The organism is Providencia alcalifaciens DSM 30120, from assembly GCF_000173415.1.
GTDB classification, from domain to species: domain Bacteria; phylum Pseudomonadota; class Gammaproteobacteria; order Enterobacterales; family Enterobacteriaceae; genus Providencia; species Providencia alcalifaciens.
Window position 1 is genome coordinate 1 of sequence record NZ_ABXW01000015.1, and the last position, 16,536, is coordinate 16,536.

Sequence of the window (16,536 nt, forward strand, 5' to 3'; positions counted from 1 at the left end):
GCGTAGCCAACACCCCTACAAATTGAAGTATGACGGGTATATGAAAAAAGGTACATTTTACTTACTTGAACAGCCCTCCCCACAAGCCGAATATGAAGCCCATGAATGGCTTGCTTGTGAGCTTGCTGCACAAGCGTGGCGCAATGGAAAACGTATTCTGATTGCCTGCGAAAATCAGCAACAAGCTGAAAAAATGGATGAGGCACTTTGGCAGCGAGATCCTCACCAATTTGTACCCCACAATTTAGCAGGAGAAGGTCCCCGCTATGGTGCGCCAATTGAAATTTGCTGGCCGAATAAACGTGGCAATACACCTCGCGATATCCTGATTAATTTACAAAGCCAATTCGCAGATTTTGCAACGGCTTTCCATGAAGTGATAGACTTCGTGCCTATCGATGAAACTTTAAAACAGTTGGCGCGTGACCGGTATAAAACTTACCGGAGCGTCGGCTTCAATTTGACCATGGCGACGCCGCCAACTTACTGAACACAAAGATAAAAATGGAAAAGAAACCAGACAACGCAATGATCGAGCCATCCCTCGACAAAACTTATAATCCAGCGGAAATCGAACAGTCCCTGTATACCCACTGGGAAAAAAACGGTTACTTCCGTCCGAACGGTGATACTTCAAAAGACAGTTTCTGCGTCGTGATCCCACCGCCGAACGTCACCGGTAGCCTGCACATGGGTCACGCCTTCCAACAAACCATTATGGATACCATGATCCGTTACCAGCGTATGCAAGGGAAAAACACCCTATGGCAGACGGGTACTGACCACGCGGGTATCGCAACTCAAATGGTGGTTGAGCGTAAAATTGCGGCTGAAGAAGGTAAAAACCGCCATGACTACGGTCGTGATGCGTTCATCGACAAAATCTGGGAATGGAAAGCGGAATCTGGCGGCACTATCTCTCAACAAATGCGCCGTTTAGGTGACTCTGTTGACTGGGATCGCGAGCGCTTCACCATGGACGAAGGCTTATCTAAAGCCGTTAAAGAAGCTTTCGTTCGTATGTACAAAGAAAACTTAATCTATCGCGGCAAGCGTCTGGTTAACTGGGATCCGAAACTGCACACCGCAATTTCTGATCTGGAAGTTGAAAACCGCGAAGTTAAAGGTTCTATGTGGCACCTGCGTTATCCGCTGGCTGACGGCGCGAAAACTGCTGAAGGGAAAGACTATTTAGTGGTTGCGACCACGCGCCCAGAAACCATGCTGGGTGATACCGGTGTGGCCGTTAACCCTGAAGATCCACGTTATAAGGATTTAATTGGCAAAGAAATTATCCTGCCAATCATCAATCGCCGCATTCCAATCGTCGGTGATGAACACGCCGATATGGAAAAAGGTACCGGCTGTGTGAAAATTACCCCAGCCCATGACTTCAACGACTACGAAGTGGGTAAACGTCACCAACTGACCATGATCAACATGATGGACTTAGATGGTAACGTTCGTAACGAAGCGGAAGTGTTCGACACTAACGGCAACCCTTGCACCGATTACAGCAGCGAAATTCCAGAAGCCTACCGTGGCATGGAGCGTTTCGCAGCACGTAAAGCTATCGTCGCTGAATTTGAACAATTAGGTTTACTGGTTGAAGTCAAACCTCACGATTTAACCGTACCTTACGGTGACCGTGGTGGCGTGGTTATCGAGCCAATGCTGACTGACCAATGGTACGTACGTACTGCGCCTTTAGCGAAAGACGCTATCAAAGCCGTTGAAGATGGTCGTATCCAATTCGTTCCGCGCCAATACGAAAACATGTATTTCTCTTGGATGCGTGATATCCAAGACTGGTGTATTTCTCGTCAATTATGGTGGGGTCACCGTATTCCAGCTTGGTATGACGACAAAGGCAATGTTTACGTGGGTCGTGATGAAGACGAAGTTCGCCGCGAAAACAACTTAGGTGCCGATGTAGCACTGCGTCAAGATGACGACGTATTAGATACGTGGTTCTCTTCTGGTCTGTGGACATTCTCAACCTTAGGCTGGCCAGAAAATACCGATGCGCTGAAAACTTTCCATCCAACAGATGTATTAGTCAGCGGATTCGATATTATTTTCTTCTGGATTGCCCGTATGATCATGATGACCATGCATTTCATCAAAGATGAAAATGGCGAGCCACAAGTTCCATTTAAAACCGTGTATATGACAGGTCTGATCCGCGATGAAGAAGGTCAGAAAATGTCTAAATCTAAAGGGAACGTTATCGACCCACTGGATATGATCGACGGTATTTCATTGGAAGCCTTACTGGAAAAACGTACTGGCAACATGATGCAGCCACAACTGGCTGAGAAAATTGCTAAGCGTACTCGTAAAGAGTATCCAGACGGTATCGAAGCTCACGGTACTGATGCCCTGCGCTTTACTTTAGCAGCACTGGCATCGACGGGTCGCGATATCAACTGGGACATGAAGCGTCTGTCAGGCTACCGTAACTTCTGTAATAAATTATGGAATGCAAGCCGCTTTGTTCTGATGAATACTGAAGGTCAAGATTGCGGACAAAACGGCGGCGAAATGAGCTTCTCATTGGCTGATCGCTGGATCATGGCGCAGTTCAACCAAACCGTAAAAGCGTACCGTGAAGCGTTAGATACCCACCGTTACGATATCGCCGCGGGCATTCTGTATGATTTCACATGGAATGAATTCTGTGACTGGTACTTAGAGCTGTCTAAACCTGCGGTTCATAAAGGTAATGAAGCCCAAGTTCGTGCGGCACGCTTCACCCTGATTGAAGTACTGGAAGGCTTACTGCGTCTGGCTCACCCAATCATTCCATTTATCACCGAAACCATCTGGCAGCGCGTGAAAGTGGTGAAAGGTATTGAAGCTGACACCATCATGCTGCAAGCATTCCCAGAGTTCGATGCGGCGAAAGTGGATGAGCTAGCACTGAGCGATTTAGAGTGGATTAAAGAAGCGATCATTGCTGTACGTAATATTCGTGCAGAAATGAACATTGCGCCGGGTAAACCACTGGATGTCATGTTACGTGGTGCGTCAGCTGATGCCGCACGTCGCGTTGCAGAAAACGAAAACTTTATCCGTTCTATGGCGCGTTTAGCGAGCATCCGTGTCCTAGCTGAAGGCGAAGAAGCCCCAGTTTCTGTGACTAAATTAGTCGCAGGCGCTGAAGTGCTGATCCCAATGGCTGGTCTGGTTGATAAAGACGCAGAGCTGGCTCGTTTAGATAAAGAGCTGGAAAAAGTGGTAAAAGAAATTGATACCATCGAAAGCAAGTTGGCAAACGAAGGATTTGTGAGCCGTGCGCCTGCTGCCGTGGTTGAGAAAGAGCGTGCGCGTTTAGCGGAAAATATCGAAGCGAAAGCGAAGATTGAAGCGCAAAAAGTGACCATCGCCTCTTTATAATCATTCAGCTTTAAATCTCTAGCCCTGACTCGTCTTTGATGAGTTAGGGCTTTTTTATATCTGGGTGTTGAAAAGCTTTATCACATGCTCAATATCATAATTATTGCACCAGCAAATGGTGCAATTAAAAATATAAATAACACAAATAAAAAGAGATGTTCTTATGACAACAAGCACAACCTCAACTGTTCAAGTTCGTTTAATTCAACCTCAAGATAACCCAGAAATCGCCGCTGTCATTCGTGAAGTGTCCGCTGAACACGGGCTAACCGCAGATAAAGGTTTTGCGGTTGCTGATCCTATTTTAGACACACTGTATGAAGTGTACAGTAAGCCTCGTAGCGCTTATTGGGTTGTCGAAATGGATGGCAAGATTGTTGGCGGTGGTGGTATCTCACAAGTCGCCGGTGGTGATGAACATACCGCTGAATTACAAAAAATGTACCTCTCTTCCGTATTACGTGGAAAAGGTTTAGCGAAGCAAATCGTTCTGATGTCATTGGAATTTGCTAAACAGCAAGGTTATACCCGCTGCTATTTAGAAACCACTAGTGAGCTTCAAGCTGCGATTAAACTGTATGAAAAATTAGGTTTCGACTTTATCGACGAGCCTTTGGGTAATACAGGGCATAGCGACTGTGAAATTCGGATGCTGAAAACCCTGTAATTCTCACCGCCTCATTATTCAACATCAAAGAGATATCGCAGCCAATGACGTCACTGTATGAAGATGCACTCTATGAAGACCCGATGCTTGCCCGCTTCTATGATCTAGACAATAGCAGATTATGCGGTCTACCTTAACCATGCATCTTCTGCACAGCATATTTTAGATTTAGGCTGCGGTACTGGCACGTTACTCACCGCCATTGCGGAGCAATATCCACATACTACTTTGGTCGGTGTCGATCCCGCGCAAGCGATGTTGGATATTGCTCAACAAAAAACAAGTCGCGTTCGTTGGCTGAACAGTACTGCCGAAAAGCTCAATCTGGACATGAAATTTGATTTGATCATTTTATCTGGTCACGCTTTTCAAGTTTTTTTGACTCAAGAACAACGAATTTCCGCATTGCAAGCCATGCAGCGACATCTCACTGCAGATGGCACGATTGTATTTGATAGTCGCAACCCAGCGGTTGAAGAGTGGAGAGAGTGGACGCCTGAATTATCTCGTGAATCCCTCACGACCCAAGAATTTGGCGAAGTCACTCTTTGGAATGATGTTGCTGAGCTGAATGGCATTGTCCACTATCAAACATTCTACCAACAAGGTGAGAATGGCCCGATATTCCGTGCTGAATCGGATATTGCCTTTCCGACACTCAGCGACATTGCTCAGGCCGTTGAATTTTGCGGTTTACGTGTTCGTTATCTTTACGGTGACTGGCAGTTGAATGCTTTTCAAGAGAACTCCCCTGAAATGGTATTTACGCTTGAGCATGCCAGCCCTTCTTCGGTGAACTCATGATGGTCAACTTAATGATCAATCACGACCCGCTCGCCATTGAACCTTTAGAAAAAGCAAGCATTGATAGTGCTAACACGCTATTTTATGAAGCCTTTTCCTCTAAATTTAAAACCATTAGCGATATGCCAGAAGCCCAGCGTCAGGGGGTGTTATCTCTATTTTGGCAGCGCGGTCTGAGTGCCCCCTATGATAGGCACTTTCAGGTTAAATTAAATGACAATCTAGTCGCAGTTTATGGCATCACTTACGGCGTAAAACGCATTCAAGAACAAGCATCTACCCCCGTGCCATTAATACAAATTCTGCGTAAAGCAGGTTTTTTTCGCTTTATGAAAATTCGACGCATTTTCCAGTTATTTGTACACAAACCAAGACCAGATACCGCCTACCTTTCTTACTTATGTGTCGATAACAAGTTACGAGGTATAGGAATTGGTAATCGCGTGTTAGATCACATTGAAAACCAAGTAGCCGCAGATCCTAAGCTCACCCGAGTTTCTTTGTATGTATCTGATTTGAATACCAAGGCAAGAGAACTTTATTTACGCCGTGGTTATACCGATGAGAAATATGAAACGTCTCGCACCACATTACGCTATATGGATATTTATGGATGGCACTATATGGTACAAGAATTAACTGAATGACATAAAAACAAAAAAGCACTGACGATATTCTCGTTCAGTGCTTTTTTATTTTTCAATCTGGCGAGATTATCACCGATTGAAATTTGAAGAATCAATTAGTGAACACGATTTTCGGACTCATCATCCCCTTCGTCGTCACCGTCTTCATCATCATATTCTGCGTCTGGATCTTCAAAATAGGTGCCCCAACCATCGTAGTTCACACCCATTTTTTCGGCTAATTTCATTAACTGTTCAACTTGTGCGTCGATCAGTTCTGCATTTAGCGCACTTTCACTGATGACATCGCAACACATCAGGGTTTCACCTGTTTCAATTTCCAGTTCTTCCGCATCAGTGACTTCATAGCCCAGTTTGAATGCTTCAACAGCCGCTTTTTCTAACAATTCAAAATTGTTTGCAGAAAAGTGATGCTCAATTGCATACAGCGCATCAGGATCACTTCCATCTTCCAGTAACTCTTCAATGATCAGGCGAGTTTCTTCGTACTGCGCATCAAATTCAGCTTTATCTACCATCTCCACACCCCTTATTCCGTGGTATTAGTCTCTGGCTCATTCTCCCATAGGGTCAAGAGTGAAACCATACCTAATAAAATAATTTCTTTTGCATGAGGGGTTGATTTTGAATTTTTATGACTATAAATTGAATATTAATTCAATTATAAAAGGCTGTAATTTATGAACCCCCTACACGGAAAGCATTTTTTAAGATTATTAGATTTCACCTCTAACGATATTCATGCATTATTAAAACTCTCCGCTTGGCTAAAATTAGCCAAAAAATCTGGCACAGAGCCACCTTTATTAGCCGGTAAGAATTTTGCGCTGATCTTCGAGAAAGATTCCACACGGACGCGCTGCGCATTTGAAGTCGGCGCTTTCGACCAAGGGGCAAGAGTTACCTATCTTGGGCCATCCGGTAGCCAAATCGGGCACAAGGAGACCATGAAAGACACCGCCAGAGTATTGGGTCGGATGTACGATGGCGTGCAATATCGGGGTTATGCACAAAGCACCGTCGAAACATTAGCTCAGCATGCGGGAGTGCCTGTCTGGAATGGATTAACTAACGAATTCCATCCCACACAGTTATTAGCCGACCTACTCACCATCCAAGAACATAAACCGAATACACCGCTTTCTGACATCAAGTTCGCCTACCTCGGGGATGCACGCAATAACATGGGAAATTCAATGTTAGAAGCAGCGGCATTAACAGGCATGGAGCTGCGTTTAGTGGCACCAAAAAGCTGCTGGCCAGAGGCTGAATTAGTTGCAGAGTGCCAGAAAATAGCTAAAACCACTGGCGGAAAAATCATTCTGACGGAAAACGTGGCAGAAGGCGTTAAAGACGCAGATTTTCTGTATACCGATGTGTGGGTTTCGATGGGAGAACCTAAAGAAGTCTGGGCGCAACGCATTGCTTTAATGAAACCGTACCAAGTGAATATGGACGTGATCAAACTGACGGGTAACCCAGACGTGAAATTCTTACACTGCCTGCCGGCATTTCATAATGAAGACACTACATTAGGCGCTCAGCTTGCCAAAGAGTTTAATCTTTATGGTGGACTCGAAGTGACGGAAGAGGTGTTTGAATCCCCTTACAGCATCGTCTTCGACCAAGCGGAAAACCGCCTGCATACCATTAAAGCGGTGATGGTGGCGACGCTCGCCCCTGAATTACCAATAAATATACTCTAAATTCATCGACCAAGTAGGCGACCCTACTTGGTCAAACTAACCTGAAACTTATGGCTTCTCACCGTTTGCCAGTCTGCCGTTGATTTCGTCAATCACTCGAGGAAGATCGGACAAGGTATCAATCACATAATGGGCGCCCGCCGCATACAGTTTGTCCGCAGCTTGCTGACGTAATGGAGAAATATCTTCTTGGCTCATGCCTTGATATTCATCCCATGTTTTACCAAATTCATTACCTGAAATCGCTAATCCAATGCTCCACATTCCCGCATTGCGCCCCTCTTCAATTCCCGGTACGGCATCATCCACTTTCACACAATGGGAGACGGAATTGACCGCCAGTTCAATCACATTTTGCAGCGCCATCCACGGCCCTGGACGTCCGCCAGCTGCTAAATCATCACTGGCAATCCAGTAATCGGGTTGATACCCCAATGTGGCCGCCGCTGGAACCAACTTTTCCATCACTGCTCTTGGGTAGCCTGAACAGGAACCAATTTTAACTCCTTGCCCACGCAGCGTTGTGATCGTGCTAACAACCCCATCAATCGGCGCTGCAAAATCAACCACTTTAGCAATCTGTAACGGCATAAAAGTTTGGTAAATAGCATCGATATCTTCGCTGGTCATTGAGCGTCCAAACCTTGCCTGCCACATCGCATCAATCTCTGGTAGTTTTCCTAACGCTTCAATATGCTGCCATTTACCTAACCCCATCGGGATACGAGCTTGAGCCAAGGTGATATCAATATCGAATGCGGATTTAAACGCCTCAATAAAAATTTGAGTGGGGGCGAATGAGCCGAAATCTACCGTCGTTCCCGCCCAATCTAAAATAACAGCTTCAATACGGTTCATCATTAATCCTTCTTTTCCCAATACATCGCATTTTTTATCGCAACCAATAAGGCATCGATATGATGCGGATACACTTCACCAATATTACCAATGCGGAAACAATCGCTCTTCGAAACTTTGCCCGGATAGATTACAAAGCCTTGTACTTTGAGCTGCTGATAAAATTGGTTGAACTGATAATCTTCGGCATCTGGCGAATAAAATGCCGTGATAATCGGCGATTGTTGGCTATCATCTAATAATGTGCGAAAGCCCAATTGGCGCATACCTTCCACCAGCTTGTGCTGATTCTGTTGATAACGCTGGCAACGAGCGTTCACGCCGCCTTCTTGCACCAGTTCCTTCAATGCTTGCGCAAAAGCCAAAACAGTGTGCGTAGGGGAAGTAAAACGCCATTTTCCATGAAATTGTTCCATGCAGCGCCATTGTGCATACAGATCAAGGGACAACGAACGCGAGCGTCCCGCACATTTTTCCAGTTCGCTGGAACGAGCTATCACAAACCCAAACCCCGGCACCCCTTGAATACACTTGTTGGCCGAGCTGATCAGAAAATCAATATTCAGCGCCCCCACATCCAATGGGATCCCCCCAAAACTACTCATCGCATCCACGATATAGCGTTTTTGATACCGCTTAGCTAATTCAGCGACTCCCTCAATTGGATTCAAAATACCCGTAGTCGTTTCGCAGTGCACCATAGCGATATGGCTAATTTGGCTATCTTGTTGGAGTAGTTGCTCAATCTGTGACACATCAGGTAACGCCACTTCTCCACAATCATAAACATGATGGGAAATACCCATTAATTGCGCCATTTCAGCCATTCGGGCACCATAAGCGCCATTACTCACAATCAAGATTTTATCTTGAGGCTCTAGCACTGAACCCAGTACAGCTTCGACTGCATAGCTGCCACTTCCTTGGAGTAACACACTGGTATACCCCGCTTGGGTTGTCGCCAATTCCACCAGCTGTTGGCGAATACGCTGCACCACGCCTAAGTTATAGTCATCGTCCCATGTGCAGCTATCAAATAGCATCGCCTCTTTTACCGTTTGCGACGTGGTCAAAGGTCCCGGTGTTAACAGCAGATATTGATTCATTGTCATTTAAATTCACCATTGGTCTATACCAGATTAATATTATAATGACGGCAGATGAACAAGAAGGTCAAAGGAAAAGACGCCCTGCAACAAAAAATTCATATTGGCGTGTATAATGGATAAAAAATTTTGCGACGAAAAACGGATACATTATCGATGGATGAACAGCCGCAGTACCTCCTCATCAAAGCGCAATTACAAGCAAGAATTCAGAGCGGCGCGCTGAAAAGTGGCGATAAACTACCCTCTGAGCGAGAGCTTTGTGCCATTTTTAATACCACCCGTGTGACTATCAGAGAAAGCTTGGCACAACTGGAATCCAGTGGCGCAATTTACCGTTCTGAGCGCCGAGGCTGGTTTGTGACGCCCGAGCGCTTATGGCTCGACCCAACGCAAAATACTAATTTTCATAAACTGTGCTTAGAGCAAGGTCGCCAACCAAAAACTACGCTGTTAGAAGGCAATGTTGTGACTGTCCCCGTAGAGGCAATGGTGCCGCTGCAATTACAACCTTTTGAACAAATTTATCTGCTCACTCGCCTACGCTATGCAGATGACCGCCCCGTTTGTTACTCGGAAAATCACTGTCTTCCTGCTCGTGTTCCTGAGTTATTAAGCCACGATCTCAATGGCAGTCTCACCGAAGTGTATGAGCATCAATATGGGCTGATTTATACCAGTATGCATTTGTCTTTTTATCCAACAGCAATGCCACCGCAAGCCGCCAGCGCACTCGGCGTTGCAGTGGGTCGCCCCGCACTGTTACTGCAACGTTTAAACTATGATCAATATGGGCGTATTCTGGATTATGATGTGGAATATTGGCGTCATGATAGCCTGCGTATCGAGGTCGATACTCTCTGATCTTCATTCTTAAAAATAAATTTTTGGTTTCTCGAGCAATTTCATTTTTCTGTCACATAAACCCGTTAGCGTAAAAACACTGGTATATACCAGATAAATTTAACGACTAACTGGAGATCTGGAGATGAAACGTAAAATGAAGCCTACCCCTCTTGCCGTATTGCTTCTTGCAGCCCTAGGTTCGACCTCGGTTTGTGCCGCCCCTGTCGTCACGGTTTACTCCGCAGATGGTCTTCATGATGGCAACAACAGCTGGTATCAGTCTCAGTTTGATGCCTTTACCCAGCAAACTGGGATTAAAGTGCAGTACGTCGAAGGGGGTTCCGGTGCCATCGTTGAACGCCTAGCCAAAGAGCGTACTAACCCACAAGCGGACGTGCTTGTCACCGTCCCCCCGTTTATCCAACGCGCTGCCAAAACCGAATTACTGGCAAAATTCACACCAGAGTCTGCGGTAAGCATTCCTAACTCAACCGAGTATTACACCCCCATTGTCAATAACTACCTGACCTTTATCTATAATGACAAACTGCTAAAAAACCCACCAGCAACGTGGAATGAACTTCTTGATACCCGTTTTAAAAATAAGCTGCAATACTCCACACCAGGGCAAGCAGGTGATGGCACCGCTGTTATGCTGCAAGTGTTCCATAGCTTTGGTGGCAAAGATGCAGGGTTTAATTACCTCGGGAAGCTGCAAGCTAATAACGTCGGTCCATCTGCCTCAACAGGAAAACTCACCGCATTAGTCAATAAAGGTGAGCTATACGTTGCAAACGGCGATTTACAGATGAACCTTTCCCAAATGGAACGTAATCCAAACGTCAAAATCTTCTGGCCAGCCGATGAAAAAGGCGAACGCAGCGCACTGGTTCTACCTTATGTGGTTGGCTTAGTAAACAACGGTCCTGAAACTGAAAATGGCAAAAAGCTGATTAACTTTCTGTTAGACAAACAAGCCCAAAGCCACGTTAGCGAACTGTCATGGGGAATGCCTGTACGCTCAGACCTGACACCAAACGATCCGCAATTCCACAAAGCCACCGAAACCCTCAAGGGTGTGAAAACTTGGCAACCAAATTGGGATGAAGTTGAAATATCCCTCTCGGATGATATCAGCCGTTGGCACAAAGTCACCGAAAGTGAGTGAGCGGGTTATGTTGATGAAAAGAAATAAAGAAACTCCAAGTCAGCGCACTGAGCATTCCGGCATTGTGCTGGAATCTCTGCGGGTTTCTTACCATAACAATGTGGTGCTTAAACCGTTATCCTTAACTATTGAGCCGGGTGAAATATTGGTACTTATTGGACCTTCAGGCTCCGGGAAAACCACCGTGTTACGGTCCATTGCAGGTTTCGCACAACCGGATAGCGGACGCATTTTAATGGGTGATACGGATATTACCCAGCTTCCGCCTTATCAACGCGGATTGGGCATGGTAGTGCAGAACTACGCCCTTTTTCCTCATATGAAAGTCGAGGATAATGTTGCCTTTGGTCTGCGCGCTCAAAAGCAGCCTAAAGCACTAATTAAAGAGCGAGTGGCTGAAGCATTAAACATTGTCGGCATGAGCGACTATGCCGCCCGTTACCCGCATCAGTTATCTGGCGGTCAGCAACAACGCGTCGCTATCGCCCGTGCGATTGCTGTGCGACCCAGAGTGCTTTTGCTTGATGAGCCGTTATCCGCTCTCGATGCTCAGATTCGCCATAATATGGTGGAAGAAATTGCGAGACTACATCGTGAACTTCCTGAGCTCACGATTTTGTACGTCACTCATGATCAAACGGAAGCCCTCGCGCTGGGGGATAAGATTGGCATCATGAAAGATGGCTACTTGGTGGCTCACGGGGAGAAAAATGCACTGTACCATCGCCCACCGAATCGCTTTGCTGCTGAGTTTTTAGGACGCGCCAATATTCTGTCGGCGACTGCTTTGGGCTTTTCCTCCGTACCTGCTCAAGTCAGTGTGAGCTGTGGCGGTACGCTCATTGAGGCACAAACTCAAGGTATGCAGAACAACAGCCACAAATTAATCTGTATTCGCCCACAGCATATTAGCCTCACCCCGCGAGCAGATACCTCAAACCAGCTACACGCCACTTTGCGATCTATCCGCTGGCAGGGGGATATTACCCATTTATTGTGTGATGTCGCAGGGGAGAATGTCACGGTCGCTGTTACCCATTTATCCCCGTTACCGCAAGCAGGCGATAAACTCACGCTGTGGTTTTCTCCTTCTGATACTGTGTTGATTGAGGAATAATATGTCGGTTATTCACCTGTCTAAGCCATCATCCATAAACCTAAAACCGTTTTATTGGATAGCACCACCGCTGCTCGTTCTAGCGACGTTATTTTTCTACCCGCTGATGTTGATTGGCGAGCAAGCCATTCAGAGTCCCACTGGTGGCGTAAGCTTAGAAACGTTCTGGCAAGTAATTGAATCTCGTCGGTTTATTAGCGGGCTATTCAATACGCTACAAATTGCCTTTTTTGCCACTCTCGGGTGCTTAGTACTTGGCTCGGTATTATCGCTGATTTTGGTGTTTATTCCGTTTCCCGGAAGCCGTTTTATTACCCAAGTCATTGATACTTTTATCGCACTGCCGACATTTCTGATCACCCTCGCGTTTACCTTTATTTATGGTTCGGCGGGGTTACTCAATGGCACATTAATGGCGCTGTTTGATTTTGAACTGCCTCCTGTGGACTTTTTATACTCGATTAATGGCGTGATTCTGGCGGAGATCACCGTCTTTACTCCGCTCGTGATGCGCCCGCTAATGGCAGCGCTGCGCCAAATCGATAAAAGCCAATTAGAAGCTGCCAGTATTTTAGGGGCGCACCCTGCCCGCGTTATCAGCCAAGTGATTTTTCCTGCGGCACTTCCTGCATTACTCGCAGGCGGCAGCCTGTGTTTACTGCTGACCACCAACGAATTTGGCATCGTGCTGTTTATCGGAGCAAAAGGAGTAAATACCTTGCCGATGATGGTCTACAGCAAAGCCATTTTGGAATCTGACTACAGCGTCGCGTGCATGATAGCGTTAATTAATATTTTGCTGTCTGTGGGACTCTTTAGCCTGTATCGCATGGCAACAACCCGTTTCGGAGTGAAAAAATAACCATGTTAATTTGGTCTAAAACTGGGCGAGCCATTTCAACCGCCATCGCCATCACGCTATTTTCTTGCCTATTTTTGCTGCCATTAGTGATGATTCTCATGTCCAGCTTTAGCCAGCAATGGAATGGTATTTTGCCCTCCGGCTTTACCTTCGAACACTTTGTGAATGCGTTTCGGGGTCCAGCATGGGAAGCCATTTTATCCAGCCTGATTATCGGCTTTTGCGCCAGTCTGTTTGCACTGTTTTGCGGTCTGTGGGCAGCCCTAGCCTTACGTCGCCATAGTGCCAAAGTACAAAAATATCTGGGTATTGTGTTCTATTTGCCGAGTGCTATTCCTTCGGTGTCGATAGGTTTAGGGATCTTAGTGGCATTTAGCCAAGGCTATTTGCAAATGAATGGGACGTTCTGGATTGTTTTTTCCGCTCATTTTGTTCTGATTTCAGCGTTCACCTTCAGCAATGTCTCCACTGGGTTAACCCGCATTTCCGCTGATATTGAAAATGTGGCATTCAGTTTAGGGGCTTCTCCGTGGTATCGCTTGTGCCATGTCACCCTACCGCTGTTGATGCCATGGATGATTTCCGCAGTCGCCTTGAGCCTATCTTTGTCCCTCGGCGAACTGGGTGCCACCATGATGCTGTATCCCCCAGGTTGGGCGACATTGCCAGTGTCCATTTTCAGCCTGACCGACCGTGGAAATATCGCCGATGGCTCTGCCTTGACTATCGTCCTCGTCGCTATCACGCTGTTATTAATGATGAAGTTGGAGAGAGTGGCAAAGAGATTGGGGCAAAGGTAAGGCAAAGATAAGATTATAAGTAAAAATTTTTCATTTTTCTGTTCGCAAACGCTTGCGTCATTGTGTCACACGCGTATAATGCGCCACAATTTGCCGGGAGAAACCATGAACACTGCTGCTCTATTTTTGAAAGAGAATACCGACACCGCACTGCCATCACGCGGTCAGGACAGCCTGTTTTTCCCCGCCGTATTGATAAAAAAGCCCCTCATTGAGGGGCTTTTTTTTGGCCTACTAGATAGCAAGTCTTGCTGATACAGGAGAATCACGATGCCGAATCCGTTATATCACCGCGACATAATCTCAATTAACGATTTAGATAAAACCGACCTTGAATTAGTTCTTAAAGTGGCCGCTTCATTAAAGCAGCAACCTCAACCCGAGTTTCTGAAGCATAAAGTTATCGCCAGCTGTTTCTTCGAAGCATCGACGCGTACCCGTCTGTCATTCGAAACCGCCATTCATCGTTTAGGGGCATCTGTCGTCGGCTTCTCCGATAGCGCCAATACCTCATTAGGTAAGAAAGGCGAGACTCTTGCAGACACCATTTCCGTTATCAGCCAGTATGTTGATGCGATTGTGATGCGCCACCCACAAGAAGGTGCCGCGCGTTTAGCTAGCCAGTTCTCAGGTTCTGTCCCAATTATCAACGCTGGCGATGGCTCTAACCAGCATCCAACGCAAACCCTGTTAGACCTGTTTACTATCCAAGAAACTCAAGGCCGCTTAGAGAACCTGAAAATCGCGATGGTCGGTGACCTGAAATATGGCAGAACGGTGCATTCACTGACTCAAGCGCTATCGAAGTTTGAAGGTAATCACTTCTACTTTATTTCCCCAGAAGTGCTGTCGATGCCACCTCATATCCTGAATATTCTGGATGAAAAAGGGGCCACTTACAGCCTGCATAACAATGTTGATGATGTCATTCCAGAAGTGGATATTTTGTATATGACTCGCGTTCAAAAAGAGCGTTTAGACCCATCAGAATACGCCAATGTCAAAGCTCAGTTCATCCTGCGAGCCCAAGACCTGCACAACGCTAAAGACAATTTAAAAGTGCTGCACCCGCTACCACGCATTGATGAAATTACCGTGGATGTCGATAGCACTCCTTACGCGTATTATTTTCAGCAAGCAGGCAATGGAATCTACGCGCGCCAAGCGCTGCTGTCTCTGGTATTAAATAAAGAACTGGCAATCTGAGGAGAACACCATGACACACGACCATAAATTACAAGTTGAAGCCATCCGTTGCGGCACTGTCATCGACCATATCCCTGCTCAAATTGGATTCAAATTGCTAAAGCTGTTTAAGCTCACCAAAACCGATGAGCGCATCACTATTGGGCTGAATTTACCCTCCAGCAATATGGGCAAAAAAGACATTATCAAAATCGAAAATACCTTTTTAACCCCAGAACAAGCCAACCAATTGGCGATGTATGCGCCAGAAGCTACCGTTAATCGTATCGAAGATTATCAAGTGGTGGAAAAATTAGACCTGAAATTACCAGAACAAATCGACAGCGTGCTGGTGTGCCCTAATAGCAACTGTATTAGCCATAATGAGCCAGTTTCCAGCAGCTTCCGCATTAAACAACGAGCAAAACATGTGGCATTAACCTGCAAATTCTGTGAAAAAGAGTTCGATAGAGACGCCGTGATCAATAATCAGTAAGGTATTTAGGCGTAGACTGCGTCTTTGTATGGATGCCGTTCCGTGTCTATAATAGCGTCCAAACCCTTTTTTACGTGATAAACGGAGAAACTATGTCATACGAAATCAGCACTGAAAATGCACCAGCCGCTATTGGTCCTTACGTTCAAGGCGTCGATTTAGGCAGTATGGTTATGACCTCAGGTCAAATTCCTGTTGATCCAAAAACCGGTAATGTACCTGAAGATATCGCAGCACAAACCCGTCAATCACTGGCGAACGTGAAAGCGATTTTAGAAAAAGCAGGTTTGGGCGTTGCCAATATCGTAAAAACGACCGTTTTTGTGAAAGATTTAAATGACTTCGCTACCGTTAATGCCACTTATGAAGAATTTTTCAAACAACATAATGCGCCATTCCCAGCGCGTTCTTGTGTTGAAGTGGCTCGCTTGCCAAAAGATGTGAAAATCGAAATCGAAGCTATCGCGGTGCGTAAATAGTTTTATTCAGTTTCAGATTGTCAGTCTGATAGCCTGCTAACACATTGTCAGCAGGCTTTTTTTATTAGCTTCATTCTAAATATACTTATCAACTTTCAGGTTATTCACTGTATCTCAAGGCGATTTTCTTCTCTTCGTCACGTTTTGCCACGATAGCCCCTTGGATATATCCGCCACCTAACCTTATGGCTCACTAAATTATCGAACGCACAATTTAATTACTGCCTGCACTTTTGATATTCATACAAATTATTTTTTTCCTTGTTTTAAATCAAATTACCGTCAGCTAAAAAAAGGCAATATCCTACATATTGTGCTTTAATTAATTCACTAGACACTACATGTAGTAAAAATTCACATTTCTTTCACAGGGATGCCCCATACTGATAAAAGATA

The 16,536-nt window shown here is 45.7% G+C and carries 18 protein-coding genes; 15 read left to right on the forward strand and 3 right to left on the reverse strand.

What is annotated here, in order from left to right:
- Positions 1-40: 40 nt before the first annotated feature.
- The 5 genes from PROVALCAL_RS04425 to PROVALCAL_RS04445 all read left to right on the forward strand — a co-directional run bounded on the left by PROVALCAL_RS04425 (position 41) and on the right by PROVALCAL_RS04445 (position 5,517).
- The gene (locus PROVALCAL_RS04425; RefSeq protein WP_036963286.1) at positions 41-490 is read left to right on the forward strand and encodes a DNA polymerase III subunit chi; all 450 of its coding nucleotides are present in this window, start codon (positions 41-43) and stop codon (positions 488-490) included.
- Between the two features lie 38 nt (positions 491-528).
- Positions 529-3,399 (forward strand): valine--tRNA ligase, encoded by a 2,871-nt coding sequence (locus tag PROVALCAL_RS04430; RefSeq protein WP_039861606.1) that lies wholly within the window; start codon positions 529-531, stop codon positions 3,397-3,399.
- 163 nt (positions 3,400-3,562) lie between these two features.
- On the forward strand, positions 3,563-4,066 hold the full coding sequence (locus PROVALCAL_RS04435; RefSeq protein ID WP_006657922.1) for a GNAT family N-acetyltransferase: 504 nt from the start codon (positions 3,563-3,565) through the stop codon (positions 4,064-4,066).
- A 201-nt stretch (positions 4,067-4,267) separates the two neighbouring features.
- Positions 4,268-4,870: a class I SAM-dependent methyltransferase gene (locus tag PROVALCAL_RS04440; protein ID WP_409371731.1), complete on the forward strand. Its 603-nt coding sequence runs from the start codon at positions 4,268-4,270 to the stop codon at positions 4,868-4,870.
- Positions 4,867-5,517 carry a GNAT family N-acetyltransferase gene (locus PROVALCAL_RS04445; protein WP_006657924.1) on the forward strand — a complete coding sequence of 217 codons (651 nt, stop codon included), beginning with the start codon at positions 4,867-4,869 and terminating at the stop codon, positions 5,515-5,517. The genes PROVALCAL_RS04440 and PROVALCAL_RS04445 overlap by 4 nt, the downstream gene beginning before the upstream one ends.
- A 95-nt stretch (positions 5,518-5,612) precedes the next feature.
- On the opposite strand, the gene rraB is transcribed toward PROVALCAL_RS04445, so the two are convergent.
- A complete protein-coding gene (rraB, locus tag PROVALCAL_RS04450; protein ID WP_006657925.1) occupies positions 5,613-6,035 on the reverse strand; it encodes a ribonuclease E inhibitor RraB in 423 nt (140 codons plus the stop codon).
- A 162-nt stretch (positions 6,036-6,197) separates the two neighbouring features.
- On the opposite strand from rraB, the gene argF reads away from it, so the two are divergent.
- On the forward strand, positions 6,198-7,223 hold the full coding sequence (argF, locus tag PROVALCAL_RS04455) for an ornithine carbamoyltransferase (RefSeq protein WP_006657926.1): 1,026 nt from the start codon (positions 6,198-6,200) through the stop codon (positions 7,221-7,223).
- Between the two features lie 48 nt (positions 7,224-7,271).
- Here argF and phnX read toward each other — a convergent pair whose 3' ends face one another.
- Positions 7,272-8,081: a phosphonoacetaldehyde hydrolase gene (phnX, locus tag PROVALCAL_RS04460; RefSeq protein WP_006662434.1), complete on the reverse strand. Its 810-nt coding sequence runs from the start codon at positions 8,079-8,081 to the stop codon at positions 7,272-7,274.
- 2 nt (positions 8,082-8,083) lie between these two features.
- Positions 8,084-9,193 (reverse strand): 2-aminoethylphosphonate--pyruvate transaminase, encoded by a 1,110-nt coding sequence (gene phnW / locus PROVALCAL_RS04465; RefSeq protein ID WP_006657928.1) that lies wholly within the window; start codon positions 9,191-9,193, stop codon positions 8,084-8,086.
- A 150-nt stretch (positions 9,194-9,343) separates the two neighbouring features.
- Between phnW and phnR the strand changes: the two genes are divergently transcribed.
- The 9 genes from phnR to ridA all read left to right on the forward strand — a co-directional run bounded on the left by phnR (position 9,344) and on the right by ridA (position 16,140).
- Positions 9,344-10,051 (forward strand): phosphonate utilization transcriptional regulator PhnR, encoded by a 708-nt coding sequence (gene phnR / locus PROVALCAL_RS04470; protein ID WP_006657929.1) that lies wholly within the window; start codon positions 9,344-9,346, stop codon positions 10,049-10,051.
- A gap of 136 nt (positions 10,052-10,187) precedes the next feature.
- A complete protein-coding gene (locus PROVALCAL_RS04475) occupies positions 10,188-11,201 on the forward strand; it encodes a 2-aminoethylphosphonate ABC transporter substrate-binding protein (RefSeq protein WP_039861609.1) in 1,014 nt (337 codons plus the stop codon).
- Positions 11,202-11,208: 7 nt separating this feature from the next.
- Positions 11,209-12,318 (forward strand): 2-aminoethylphosphonate ABC transport system ATP-binding subunit PhnT, encoded by a 1,110-nt coding sequence (phnT, locus tag PROVALCAL_RS04480; RefSeq protein ID WP_006657931.1) that lies wholly within the window; start codon positions 11,209-11,211, stop codon positions 12,316-12,318.
- A gap of 1 nt (position 12,319) precedes the next feature.
- The gene (gene phnU, locus PROVALCAL_RS04485; protein WP_006657932.1) at positions 12,320-13,180 is read left to right on the forward strand and encodes a 2-aminoethylphosphonate ABC transporter permease subunit; all 861 of its coding nucleotides are present in this window, start codon (positions 12,320-12,322) and stop codon (positions 13,178-13,180) included.
- 2 nt (positions 13,181-13,182) lie between these two features.
- Entirely contained in the window at positions 13,183-13,980 is a 798-nt protein-coding gene (gene phnV, locus PROVALCAL_RS04490) for a 2-aminoethylphosphonate ABC transport system, membrane component PhnV (RefSeq protein ID WP_006657933.1), read from the forward strand.
- A 105-nt stretch (positions 13,981-14,085) separates the two neighbouring features.
- Positions 14,086-14,235 (forward strand): hypothetical protein, encoded by a 150-nt coding sequence (locus PROVALCAL_RS19715; protein ID WP_165480219.1) that lies wholly within the window; start codon positions 14,086-14,088, stop codon positions 14,233-14,235.
- 15 nt (positions 14,236-14,250) lie between these two features.
- Complete coding sequence (gene pyrB / locus PROVALCAL_RS04500) at positions 14,251-15,186, forward strand: aspartate carbamoyltransferase (protein WP_006657935.1); 936 nt, start codon at positions 14,251-14,253, stop codon at positions 15,184-15,186.
- Positions 15,187-15,196: 10 nt separating this feature from the next.
- Positions 15,197-15,661, forward strand: a complete 465-nt coding sequence (pyrI, locus tag PROVALCAL_RS04505) for an aspartate carbamoyltransferase regulatory subunit (RefSeq protein ID WP_006657936.1) — start codon at positions 15,197-15,199, stop codon at positions 15,659-15,661.
- A gap of 92 nt (positions 15,662-15,753) precedes the next feature.
- Positions 15,754-16,140: a 2-iminobutanoate/2-iminopropanoate deaminase gene (gene ridA, locus PROVALCAL_RS04510; RefSeq protein WP_006662427.1), complete on the forward strand. Its 387-nt coding sequence runs from the start codon at positions 15,754-15,756 to the stop codon at positions 16,138-16,140.
- Positions 16,141-16,536 lie beyond the last annotated feature (396 nt).